At 70.6% G+C, this 12,330-nt stretch carries 9 protein-coding genes; 8 read left to right on the top strand and 1 reads right to left on the bottom strand.

Going from position 1 to position 12,330, the window contains the following annotated elements:
• The first annotated feature begins 39 nt into the window (after positions 1-39).
• A complete protein-coding gene (locus ACZ6Y1_RS13490) occupies positions 40-1,896 on the top strand; it encodes an IucA/IucC family protein (protein WP_469627312.1) in 1,857 nt (618 codons plus the stop codon).
• Between the two features lie 52 nt (positions 1,897-1,948).
• Positions 1,949-3,919: an ATP-dependent DNA helicase gene (locus ACZ6Y1_RS13485; RefSeq protein ID WP_469627308.1), complete on the top strand. Its 1,971-nt coding sequence runs from the start codon at positions 1,949-1,951 to the stop codon at positions 3,917-3,919.
• An 84-nt stretch (positions 3,920-4,003) separates the two neighbouring features.
• Here the strand turns inward: ACZ6Y1_RS13485 and lexA are convergent, their stop codons facing one another.
• Positions 4,004-4,798 (bottom strand): transcriptional repressor LexA, encoded by a 795-nt coding sequence (gene lexA, locus ACZ6Y1_RS13480; RefSeq protein WP_384579735.1) that lies wholly within the window; start codon positions 4,796-4,798, stop codon positions 4,004-4,006.
• 467 nt (positions 4,799-5,265) lie between these two features.
• Here lexA and nrdR point away from each other — a divergent pair, with 467 nt between their 5' ends.
• The 6 genes from nrdR to ACZ6Y1_RS13450 all read left to right on the top strand — a co-directional run bounded on the left by nrdR (position 5,266) and on the right by ACZ6Y1_RS13450 (position 12,159).
• Entirely contained in the window at positions 5,266-5,778 is a 513-nt protein-coding gene (nrdR, locus tag ACZ6Y1_RS13475) for a transcriptional regulator NrdR (RefSeq protein ID WP_384579736.1), read from the top strand.
• Positions 5,779-5,918: 140 nt separating this feature from the next.
• Positions 5,919-8,810, top strand: a complete 2,892-nt coding sequence (locus ACZ6Y1_RS13470) for a vitamin B12-dependent ribonucleotide reductase (protein WP_469627303.1) — start codon at positions 5,919-5,921, stop codon at positions 8,808-8,810.
• 179 nt (positions 8,811-8,989) lie between these two features.
• The gene (locus tag ACZ6Y1_RS13465; protein ID WP_469627298.1) at positions 8,990-9,826 is read left to right on the top strand and encodes an arylamine N-acetyltransferase family protein; all 837 of its coding nucleotides are present in this window, start codon (positions 8,990-8,992) and stop codon (positions 9,824-9,826) included.
• 32 nt (positions 9,827-9,858) lie between these two features.
• Positions 9,859-10,464 (top strand): YdbC family protein, encoded by a 606-nt coding sequence (locus tag ACZ6Y1_RS13460; RefSeq protein WP_469627295.1) that lies wholly within the window; start codon positions 9,859-9,861, stop codon positions 10,462-10,464.
• 106 nt (positions 10,465-10,570) lie between these two features.
• Entirely contained in the window at positions 10,571-11,230 is a 660-nt protein-coding gene (locus tag ACZ6Y1_RS13455; protein ID WP_469627292.1) for a histidine phosphatase family protein, read from the top strand.
• A gap of 11 nt (positions 11,231-11,241) precedes the next feature.
• Positions 11,242-12,159: an ADP-ribosylglycohydrolase family protein gene (locus ACZ6Y1_RS13450; protein WP_469627289.1), complete on the top strand. Its 918-nt coding sequence runs from the start codon at positions 11,242-11,244 to the stop codon at positions 12,157-12,159.
• Positions 12,160-12,330: the final 171 nt, after the last annotated feature.

Genomic DNA, 12,330 nt, shown 5'->3' with positions numbered 1-12,330 from the left:
CGCGCCACGCGGCAAAGTTCCCGAGCCCCGAGGAGACCCGTGCAGAATTTTCCGACCCCCCACGGCGCCACGGAACCGCCCGTGCCGCCCTCGCCCCAGCACCCCTGTACGCCCCCCGAACTCACCCGCTCGACCTGGGACTTCGCGGCCCGCCGACTGCTCGCCAAAATGCTGTCCGAGTTCGCCTACGAGGAGATCATCAGCCCGGTCCGCGCCTCCGCCCCGAACGGCGACGCATGGAGCCTCACCCTCGACGACGGCAGCGTCCTCGGCTTCCATGCCCGCCGCCGCGTCTACGGCAGCTGGCACGTCACACCGGACACCATCACCCTGACCCCGGCACCGCCCTCCACCCAGCCGCCCGGCGCCTTCGGGGACCCGTACGCCTTCCTCATCCGCGCCCGCACCCTCCTCGGCCTCGACGGCGCCACCCTCGGGCACCTCGTCCGCGAGCTCAGTGCCACCCTCGCCGCCGACGCCCGGATCGACCACACCGCGCTCACCGCCGACGTCCTCGCGGACCTGGACTACGCCGCGCTCGAAGGCCACCAGACGGGACACCCCTGGCTCGTCCTCAACAAGGGCCGCATCGGACTCTCCGCCTCCGACACCGCGGCCTGGGCGCCCGAGGCCCGCGCCCGCCAGCGGCTGCCCTGGCTCGCCGCCCACACCTCGATCGCCGCCTACCGGGGCACCGCCGGCCTGCAGGACCCCGCCCGCCTCTACTCCGCTGAGCTCGATCCCGTCACCCGCGCCGCCTTCGACCAGAGCCTGCGCGACCGCGGCCTGGACCCGCTCGGCTACCTCTACTTCCCGGTCCACCCCTGGCAGTGGGACGAGGTGGTCCTCCCGCTCTTCGCCCCGGCCCTCGCCGCCGGCACCCTCGTCCCGCTGCCCGCCGACCCCGACGTACGCCTGCCGCAGCAGTCGATCCGTACCTTCCTCAACCTCACCCGGCCCGACCGGCACAGCGTCAAGCTGCCGCTCTCCGTCTTCAACACGATGGTCTGGCGCGGCCTGCCCTCCGAGCTGGCCCTGGCAGCTCCCGCCGTGACCGCCTGGATCCACTCGCTCCGCGACGGTGACCCCTTCCTCCGCGACGAATGCGGGGTGATCCTGCTCGGTGAAGTGGCCTCCGTCACCGTCCGCCATCCCGTCTACGACGAGCTCCCCGAGGTCCCCTACCAGTACAAGGAGCTCCTCGGGGCGATCTGGCGCGAGCCCCTGACCGGCCGCCTCGCCCCCGGTGAGCGCGCCCGTACGCTCGCCTCCCTCCTCCACACCGACCCGCGCGGCCGGTCCTTCACCGCCGAGCTCGTCGCCCGCTCCGGTCTGGCCCCGGCGGTCTGGCTCCAGCGCCTCTTCGCCGCCGTGCTGCCCCCGCTGCTCCACTTCCTCTACCGCTACGGCACCGTCTTCTCCCCGCACGGGGAGAACGCCGTCGTGATCTTCGACGAGAACGAGGTCCCGGTCCGGCTCGCGGTCAAGGACTTCGTGGACGACATCAACATCAGCGACGAGCCGCTCCCCGAGCTGGCCTCGCTGCCGGACGAGGTCCGGGCGGTCCTGCTCAGCGAGCCCGCGGACTTCCTGCCCCAGTTCATCCACTCCGGCCTCTTCGTGGGCGTCTTCCGCTATCTCTCCGCGCTGTGCGAGGACCGCCTGGACGTCCCGGAGGGCGAGTTCTGGTCCCTCGTACGGGCGGAGATCGTGCGCCACCAGGCGCGCTTCCCCGAGCTGAAGGACCGCTACGAGCTCTTCGACCTGCTCGGAGAGCGCATCGGACGGCTCTGCCTGAACCGGAACCGGCTCTACGAGGACGGCTACCGCGACCGACCCGACCGCCCGCACGCCGTGCAGCACGGCACCGTACCCAACCCCTTGTACCGGCCGTGATTCCTCGCCGGTGCGCTCACTGTCGGTGCGGCCCCGTAGGGTTGGCAGTGCTATGACGAAGCCCTCCCTCCCCGACCTGCTGCACGCCGCCGTCTCCGCCGTCGGCGGCACGGAGCGCCCCGGCCAGGTGGCCATGGCCGAAGCCGTCGCCGAAGCGATCGACGACAACTCCCACCGGCTCATCCAGGCCGGCACCGGCACCGGCAAGTCCCTCGGCTACCTGGTGCCGGCCCTCGCTCACGGGGAGCGAGTGGTCGTCGCCACGGCGACCCTCGCGCTCCAGCGGCAGCTCGTCGAGCGCGACCTGCCGCGGACGGTGGAGGCGCTGCACCCGCAGCTGCGCCGCCGCCCGCAGTTCGCCATGCTCAAGGGCCGGTCCAATTACCTGTGCCTGCACCGCCTGCACGAGGGTGCGCCGCAGGACGAGGAGGAGGGCCTCTTCGATCAGTTCGAGGCGGCCGCCCCCACGAGCAAGCTCGGCAAGGACCTGCTGCGCCTGCGGGACTGGGCCGACGAGACGGAGACCGGCGACCGCGACGATCTGACCCCCGGCGTGTCCGACAAGGCCTGGGGGCAGATCTCCGTCTCCTCCCGCGAGTGCCTGGGCGCGACGAAGTGCGCGTACGGGGCCGAGTGCTTCGCCGAGGCCGCCCGCGAGCGCGCCAAGCTCGCGGACGTGGTGGTCACCAACCACGCGCTGCTCGCCATCGACGCCATCGAAGGCGCCCCGGTCCTGCCCCAGCACGAAGTGCTGATCGTGGACGAGGCGCACGAACTGGTCTCCCGCGTGACCGGGGTCGCCACCGGCGAGCTCACGCCGGGGCAGGTCAACCGGGCCGTGAAGCGCGCGGCCAAGCTGGTCGACGAGAAGATCGCGGACTCCCTGCAGACCGCCGCCGAGTCCTTCGAACGGGTCATGGAGCTGGCGCTCCCGGGCCGCCTCGAAGTGGTCCCCGAGGACCTGGGCTACGCGCTGATGGCCCTGCGGGACGCCGCGCGCAACGTGATCTCCGCGATCGGTGCGACCCGCGACAAGTCCGTCCACGACGAGGACGCGGTCCGCAAGCAGGCCCTGGCCGGCGTGGAGGGCATCCACACGGTGGCGGAGCGGATCACCAACGGCTCCGAGTACGACGTCGTCTGGTACGAGCGCCACGACCGCTTCGGCGCCACCGTCCGGGTCGCCCCGCTGTCGGTGTCCGGCCTGCTGCGGGAGAAGCTGTTCGAGGACCGCTCGGTGGTCCTGACCTCGGCCACCCTCAAGCTCGGCGGCGACTTCAACGGCGTCGCCGCCTCGCTGGGGCTCTCTCCCGAGGGGGTCGAGGGCGATGACGTTCCGGCCTGGAAGGGCCTCGACGTCGGCTCGCCGTTCGACTACCCGAAGCAGGGCATCCTGTACGTGGCCAAGCACCTGGCCACGCCCGGCCGCGAGGGCACCCGCGGAGACATGATGGACGAGCTCGCCGAGCTGATCGAGGCGGCCGGGGGCCGCACGCTCGGGCTCTTCTCCTCCATGCGCGGCGCCAAGGCCGCCGCCGAGGAGCTGCGCGGCCGGCTCGACAACCCGATCCTGCTCCAGGGCGAGGAGACGCTCGGCGAGTTGATCAAGGCCTTCGCGGCCGACCCGAAGACCTGCCTGTTCGGGACACTGTCGCTGTGGCAGGGCGTGGACGTGCCCGGCCCCAGCTGCCAGCTCGTGGTGATGGACCGGATCCCCTTCCCGCGCCCCGACGACCCGCTGATGAGCGCCCGCCAGAAGTCGGTGGAGGAGCACGGCGGCAACGGCTTCATGGCCGTCGCGGCCACGCACGCCGCCCTGCTGATGGCCCAGGGCGCGGGCCGGCTCGTGCGGGCCTCGGGCGACCGGGGTGTCGTCGCCGTACTGGACCCCCGGCTGGCCACGGCCCGCTACGGGAGCTTCCTGCGGGCCACGCTTCCGGACTTCTGGTACACGACGGACCGCAACCAGGCCCGCCGCTCGCTGGCCGCCATCGACGCCGCCGCGAAGGCCGACGGCAAGTAGCGGGGAGTCGGTGCGGCAGCCGTCACACAACAACCCCCGGGACCGGCGCAGTGGGTCCCGGGGGCTGGATGGGGGCGGCGGGAGTCAGACCCGACGCAGTACGGCGACGACCTTGCCGAGGATGGTCGCTTCGTCGCCGGGGATCGGCTGGTAGGCGGCGTTGTGCGGGAGGAGCCAGACGTGTCCGTCCTCGCGCTTGAAACGCTTGACGGTGGCCTCGCCGTCCAGCATCGCGGCGACGATGTCGCCGTTCTCCGCGACCGGCTGGCGACGCACCGTGACCCAGTCGCCGTCGCAGATCGCGGCCTCGATCATCGAGTCGCCGACGACCTTGAGGACGAAGAGCTCACCGTCGCCGACGAGCTGGCGGGGGAGGGGGAACACGTCCTCGACGGACTCCTCGGCGAGGATCGGGCCGCCGGCCGCGATCCGGCCGACCAGGGGGACGTAGGACGCGGCGGGCTTGCCGGTGGTGTCCGTGGGCTGCGAGCTCGGCTGGTCGGAGCCGCGCACCTCGTAGGCGCGGGGGCGGTGCGGGTCGCGCCGCAGGAAGCCCTTCCGCTCCAGGGCCATCAGCTGGTGGGCGACGGACGACGTGCTCGACAGTCCGACGGCCTGGCCGATCTCGCGCATCGACGGCGGGTAGCCCCGGCGCTGCACGGAGTCGCGAATGACCTCGATGACGCGCCGCTGCCGGTCCGTGAGTCCGGAGCTGTCGGCGCGGATGCCTGGAGGTCGACCTGGCAGCGAGCGTGCGGGGCGTACGACGGGCTCCGCCTCCGGATTCAGGTTTGCGTCGTTCATGGCATGCACCGGCTCGAGTCGGCTCTGGGAGCGGTTCTGGGCAGTGATGGTGGCACTGTCTGCGGTCGTGGTCACGTCGGCCCCTCTCGAAATGTTCTCCCTAGCTGGACAACGGTAGTAGCTTTCGAAAGGTTGCGCCAAACACACGTTCGAGTGAAAAATCGCAGATCGTCCCGCGTGGGCATATCAAGAGGTGTATAGACGCTCGGTTTGCCGAACGCGGGTTCGGCTCGGCATTCGCCGCTTACGGTACCCTTCCCGGTCGGGTCGCCACCGGCGGGGCTCCGCCCAGTGTGGCACCGCGGGGCCTCGTATCCGGCTATCGGACGGTGCGACACGCGGAGTGGGTTAAATCCGCCGGAACCCAAGATCTAGTGGTTGGATGAGCGCTGCCACCCAGAGGTTGTGGTCCTCGGTCTGCCGAGGGTCCCGGCATCGCATATGCTTGTGGCTGCTTCACGAGCCCCCGACAGAGCTTGGCCCTGTCGTTCAGGGGCCCCGTGGGGTGATTCAGTCGTGCCAAGAGGGAGGGTGAGGGAACCATGCACTGCCCCTTCTGCAGGCACCCCGACAGCCGCGTCGTCGACAGTCGCACCACGGACGACGGCACGTCGATCCGCAGGCGCCGTCAGTGCCCCGACTGCTCCCGTCGATTCACGACGGTGGAGACGGCCTCGCTGATGGTGATCAAGCGCAGCGGGGTGACCGAACCCTTCAGCCGTACCAAGGTCATCTCCGGCGTGCGCAAGGCGTGCCAGGGGCGACCGGTCACCGAGGACGCCCTCGCCAAGCTCGGCCAGCGGGTCGAGGAGGCGGTGCGCGCCACCGGGAGTGCCGAGCTGACCACCCACGACGTGGGTCTGGCCATCCTCGGCCCGTTGCAGGAGCTCGACCTGGTCGCGTACCTGCGGTTCGCGTCCGTTTACAAAGCTTTCGACACCCTTGAAGACTTCGAGACCGCCATCGCGGAACTCCGCGAGCCGCGGCCTCATCCTGAAGAGTGCGAGCCCGGGGGGACCGGTTCGGTCCCCGTGCCCGCCTCCGCCGCCGACTGACCGGACGGCCCTCACCGTGGAGCCCAGGCGCCGCGGTGCGGCCGGTCAGCCGAGCGAAGAGACGTAGATACAGATACACAGCACCGTGCCGCGGAATAGCGCTGGCACTTTAGGGCGTTTTGCCCGCATTGGGAGGCGGCATGACAGAGACGGCGAGCAGCTCGGCACGTGGTTCCCGCGCCAAGGGGACCAAGGCCGCCAAGGGCGGCCTGCGTATCGAGCGCATCCACACCACCCCCGGCGTGCACCCTTACGACGAGGTGAGCTGGGAGCGTCGTGACGTCGTCATGACCAACTGGCGCGACGGCTCGGTCAACTTCGAGCAGCGCGGCGTCGAGTTCCCCGACTTCTGGTCGGTGAACGCGGTCAACATCGTCACCAGCAAGTACTTCCGCGGCGCGGTCGGCACCCCGCAGCGCGAAACCGGTCTGAAGCAGCTGATCGACCGGATCGTGAAGACCTACACCAAGGCCGGCGAGGACTACGACTACTTCTCGTCGCCCGCCGACGCGGAGATCTTCGAGCACGAGCTGACCTACGCCCTCCTGCACCAGATCTTCAGCTTCAACTCCCCGGTGTGGTTCAACGTCGGCACGCCCCAGCCGCAGCAGGTCTCCGCCTGCTTCATCCTGTCCGTCGACGACTCCATGGAGTCGATCCTCGACTGGTACAAGGAAGAGGGAATGATCTTCAAGGGCGGCTCCGGCGCCGGCCTGAACCTCTCCCGCATCCGCTCCTCCAAGGAGCTCCTGTCCTCCGGCGGCAACGCCTCGGGTCCGGTCTCCTTCATGCGCGGCGCCGACGCGTCCGCGGGAACGATCAAGTCGGGCGGCGCCACCCGCCGCGCGGCCAAGATGGTCGTCCTGGACGTGGACCACCCGGACGTCGAGGCCTTCATCGAGACCAAGGTGAAGGAGGAGGAGAAGATCCGCGCCCTGCGCGACGCGGGCTTCGACATGGACCTGGGCGGCGACGACATCACGTCCGTCCAGTACCAGAACGCCAACAACTCCGTCCGCGTCAACGACGAGTTCATGACGGCCGTCGAGAACGGCACCGAGTTCGGCCTGCGCGCCCGCATGACCGGAGAGGTCATCGAGAAGGTCGACGCCAAGGCGCTCTTCCGCAAGCTGGCCGAGGCCGCGTGGGCCTGCGCCGACCCGGGCATCCAGTACGACGGTGTGATCAACAACTGGCACACCTGCCCCGAGTCCGGCCGCATCACCGCGTCCAACCCCTGCAGCGAGTACATGCACCTGGACAACACGTCCTGCAACCTCGCCTCGCTCAACCTGATGAAGTTCCTGAACGACGACGGCAAGGGCAACCAGTCCTTCGACGCCGAGCGCTTCGCCAAGGTCGTCGAGCTCGTCATCACCGCGATGGACATCTCCATCTGCTTCGCGGACTTCCCGACCCAGAAGATCGGCGAGAACACCCGCGCCTTCCGCCAGCTGGGCATCGGCTACGCCAACCTCGGCGCCCTGCTGATGGCCACCGGCCACGCGTACGACTCGGACGGCGGCCGCACGCTCGCCGCGTCGATCACCTCCCTCATGACCGGTACGGCCTACAAGCGCTCCGCCGAGCTGGCCGCGATCGTCGGCCCGTACGACGGCTACGCCCGCAACGCCGAGTCGCACAAGCGCGTCATGAAGCAGCACGCCGACGCCAACGCCGCCGCGCCGCGCACCGACGACCTCGACAACGCGATCTGGGCAGCGGCCACCGAGGCCTGGCAGGACGTCCTGCGCCTCGGCGAGAAGAACGGCTTCCGCAACTCCCAGGCCTCCGTCCTCGCGCCGACCGGCACCATCGGTCTCGCGATGTCCTGCGACACCACCGGTGTCGAGCCGGACCTGGCCCTGGTCAAGTTCAAGAAGCTCGTCGGCGGCGGCTCCATGCAGATCGTCAACGGCACCGTCCCGCAGGCCCTGCGCCGCCTGGGCTACCAGGAGGAGCAGATCGAGGCGATCGTCGCCCACATCGCCGAGCACGGCGTGGTCGTCGACGCCCCGGGCCTGAAGACCGAGCACTACGAGGTCTTCGACTGCGCCATGGGCGAGCGCTCCATCTCCGCGATGGGCCACGTCCGCATGATGGCCGCGATCCAGCCCTGGATCTCCGGCGCGATCTCGAAGACGGTCAACATGCCGGAGACGGCGACCGTCGAGGAGATCGAGGAGATCTACTTCGAGGCGTGGAAGATGGGCGTCAAGGCGCTCGCGATCTACCGCGACAACTGCAAGGTCGGCCAGCCCCTCTCCGCCAAGAAGAAGGAGGAGGAGAAGGAGGAGGTCACCGCCAAGACGGAGGAGACCATCCGCGCCGCCGTCGAGAAGGTCATCGAGTACCGACCCGTCCGCAAGCGCCTCCCCAAGGGCCGCCCGGGCATCACCACCTCCTTCACGGTGGGTGGCGCCGAGGGCTACATGACCGCCAACTCCTACCCGGACGACGGTCTCGGCGAGGTCTTCCTGAAGATGTCCAAGCAGGGCTCGACGCTCGCCGGCATGATGGACGCCTTCTCTATCGCCGTCTCCGTCGGCCTCCAGTACGGCGTGCCGCTGGAGACCTACGTCTCGAAGTTCACCAACATGCGCTTCGAGCCGGCCGGCATGACGGACGACCCGGACGTGCGGATGGCGCAGTCGATCGTCGACTACATCTTCCGCCGCCTGGCGCTGGACTTCCTGCCCTTCGAGACCCGCTCGGCCCTCGGCATCCACACCGCCGAGGAACGCCAGCGCCACCTGGAGACCGGCTCCTACGAGCCCCTCGACGAGGAGCTGGACACCGAGTCGCTGGCCCAGTCGGCCCCGCTCGCCGCGGTGCCGTCGGCCCCGAAGCCGGCCGCGGTCACCGTCCCGGTCCCGGCTCCGAAGACGGCGCACAGCAGTGCCGAACTGGTCGAGATGCAGCTCGGCGTCTCCGCCGACGCCCCGCTCTGCTTCTCGTGCGGTACGAAGATGCAGCGCGCCGGCTCCTGCTACATCTGCGAGGGCTGCGGCTCCACCAGCGGCTGCAGCTGACGCCAGTAGGTCGGTAGGCCCCCGGGCCCGCTGACCGGCAGTGCAACGAAGGGGACCGGCCGCCGGCCGGTCCCCTTCGGCATGTCCGCGCCGGTGACCGGATACTCGTTTCCCGCTCAAACGATCACCGGTTAGTCTCCAGCCGCACGCGTGATCAGTGGGGCGGGGGACGGGGAGCCATGTGGAGCGGTGACGAGCTGGACCTGGACGCGTACCTGGCGCGGATCGGATTCCCAACGGGGACGGCTTCCGGGGAACTCCGGCCGGATCTCGCGACGTTGTACGCAGTGCACCGCGCCCACACCGCCGCCGTCACCTTCGAGAACCTGGACGTGCTGCTCGGCCGCCCCGTCGAGCTGGACATGAAGGCGATCGAGGGCAAGCTCGTGCACGCCCGCCGCGGCGGGTACTGCTACGAGCAGAACTCGCTGCTGGCCGCCGCCCTGGAGCGGATCGGCTTCGAGGTCTCCGGGCGCGGTGCCCGCAACCGCACGCGCGGAGACGCCCTCACGGCCGTGACGCACGCCGTCCTCGTCGTCACGGTCGAGGGCGAACCATGGCTCTGCGACGCGGGGTTCGGTTACCAGGGGCCCTGCGAGCCCGTCCCGCTGGGCCGGCCCGGTGCCGAGGCGCGGCAGGGGGAGTGGACGTACCGCGTCCGCGAGGAGGACGGCGGCGTCCTCGTGCTGTGCGTCCTGCGCGGGGGAGCCTGGCGGGACTTGTACGCGTTCTCCCCGCAGCGCTACCACCCCGTCGACTACGCGGTCCTCAACCACTACAGCTCCACGCACCCCCGCTCCGCCTTCGTCTCCCGGGTCATCGCGCAGCGGCCCGGCGACGCGGTCCGCCTGGCGCTGGTCGGGCGCGAGCTCACCCGGTTGCATCCGGACGGCCGGGCCGAGCGGGAGGGCGTGGGGCCGGAGGAGCTGATCGCGGTGCTCGACAGGGAGTTCGGCCTTCGGCTGTCCGGGCGGGATGAGGCGGATCTGGTGCGGATCCACCGCGCCGGGGACTGACCGGGGACGCGCCGGGACCGTACGATGGCGCAGTGCTGGTCAAGTGGATTCGCTGCACGGTGACGGACCGACGGGGGTTCGAGCGCGGGCAGCGAAAATGGGCGGGGCTGCCGGGCGAGCCGGGATTCCGGGGGCAGGGCGGCGGCTGGAGCCGGGGCCGGCAGGGGGTCGCGCATGTCTTCGCGTTCTGGGAGAGCCGCTCCTTCTACGACTCCTTCATGGCCCGCAGCCACGACCGGCTGGCCGCGTCGCAGAACGGCACCTACACCGATCTGCGCGTCACCCTCTTCGACCACCGCTTCGACGTGAAGACGGGGTTCGAGCCGCGGTTCACCGACGCCGACGTCGTACGCGTCGCGCACACCAGGGTCCGCGAGGGCCGGCTCGACCACTTCGCCCTCATGCAGGAGAAGGTGTGGAACCCGGCCATGGCCGGCTCGCCCGGGATGATCCGGGGGCTCTTCGGAGAGGCCCCCGGCCGGGAGTTCCTGGTGCTGTCGATGTGGCACGCGGCGGCCGAGCACGGCAAGTACCGCCAGGAGCGGGTGGAGCGGCTCTCCCTGCGGGCCCAGATCCAGGCCGACGTCGAGGCCCTCACCGGCGACGTCGTCGATCTCGAACCGTCCTGGACGGTGTGATCGTCTGACGGCACGGCGGTACGGATGTACGACGACCGCCGGGGCGGCCGGGCCCTGACCGGCGTGCCCGTCGTTCGGCCCGCCGGTGGCCGAATAGGGTCGTGGGATGTCTCGACCACGTCGCATCGTCCTTGTCCGGCACGGGGAATCGGAGGGTAACGTCGACGACTCGGTGTACGAGCGCGAGCCCGACCACGCCCTGCGGCTGACCAGGAAGGGGCGCGAACAGGCCGCGGCGGCCGGCGAGCGGCTGCGCGAGCTCTTCGGCGACGAGACGATCAGTGCCTACGTCTCGCCCTACCGGCGGACCCTGCAGACCTTCCGGGAACTGCGGCTGGACCCGACCCGCGTCCGCATGCGCGAAGAACCGCGGCTGCGCGAGCAGGACTGGGGCAACTGGCAGGAGCGAGAGGACGTACGGCTCCAGAAGGCCTATCGGGACGCGTACGGGCACTTCTTCTACCGGTTCGCGCAGGGGGAGTCGGGCGCGGACGTGTACGACCGGGTCGGGTCCTTCCTGGAGAGCCTCTACCGCAGCTTCGAGGCCCCGGACCATCCCGAGAACGTGCTGCTCGTGACGCACGGGCTGACCATGCGCTTGTTCTGCATGCGGTGGTTCCACTGGTCGGTGGCCGAGTTCGAGTCGCTGTCCAATCCCGGGAACGGCGAATACCGGGTCCTCATGCGCGGCCCGGACGGCCGCTACCGGCTGGACCGCCCGTTTGAGCGGTGGACCACACCCGAGCCTTACGACCTCGACGGCTAGAGTGGCCCGCGATGACGCCTGATTCCACTCCCGAACGGCGCTACGCACGCGCCATGTCCAGCCTCCGAGGGCTGGCCCTGGGGGACGCCCTGGGCTCCCAGTACTTCGTCCCCGTGAACTACCCGCTGCTCAAGCGGCGCGAACTGCCCGTCGGCACCGAGACCTGGCAGTGGACCGACGACACCGAGATGGCCTGCTCGGTCGTGGCCGTGCTGGCCGGGCACGGCCGCATCGACCAGGACGCGCTCGCGAGCTCCTTCGCCCACCACCACGACTTCGACCGGGGCTACGGGCCCGCGGTGAACCGGATGCTGAGGCTGATCCGGGAGGGCGAGGACTGGCGCACGCTCGCCGCCGAACTGTTCAACGGGCAGGGATCCTGGGGCAACGGCGCCGCCATGCGGATCGCTCCGCTCGGAGCCTGGTACGCCGACGACCCCGAGCAGGCCACGCACCAGGCGGAGATCTCCTCCTACACCACCCACCAGCACCGCGAGGCGGTGTGCGGGGCCATGGCCGTCGCCGCGGCGGCCGCGCTCGCGGCGGATCCGGCCGGCCCGCCGAAGGCCTCCGACCTGCTGGACGGCGTCATCGCCCTGGTGCCGCGCAGCGCGGTGGGGGCGGGGCTGCGGCGGGCGCGGGACATGCTGGACTACGGCGACGCGACCACGGTCGCAGCGGTCCTGGGCTGCGGGCGGCGCACGAGCGCCCACGACACCGTGCCCTTCGCCCTGTGGTCGGCCGCACGCTCTCTGGATGACTACGAGCGGGCCTTCTGGACCACCGCGCAGGTGGGCGGTGACGTCGACACGACCTGCGCCATCGTCGGAGGGGTGCTGGGCGCCCGCGGCGACGAGGTGCTGCCGGAGGCCTGGCTGGCCCGCACCGAGGCCCTTCCGGCCTGGCTGCCGGAGGCGGCGGCGAGCTAGGTCCTGCCCGAGTCGGTCCGGGGGTGCCCCTGTCGGGGTGCCCCCTTCCGTTTGTCACGGTCCTGCCACAGGGTCTTTTGATCCTGTTCAAAACCTCCCTGTCGCGTCCTACGCTGACCGCTCAGCCGCCCCGAACCGGAATGCCGGGGCGGCCCGCAGGGAGGGGATCCT

The sequence above is a fragment of the Streptomyces sp. NPDC053432 genome (assembly GCF_055585365.1).
The sequence above is the reverse complement of the archived record's forward strand: the minus strand, read 5'-3'. Positions and strand labels throughout refer to the sequence as shown.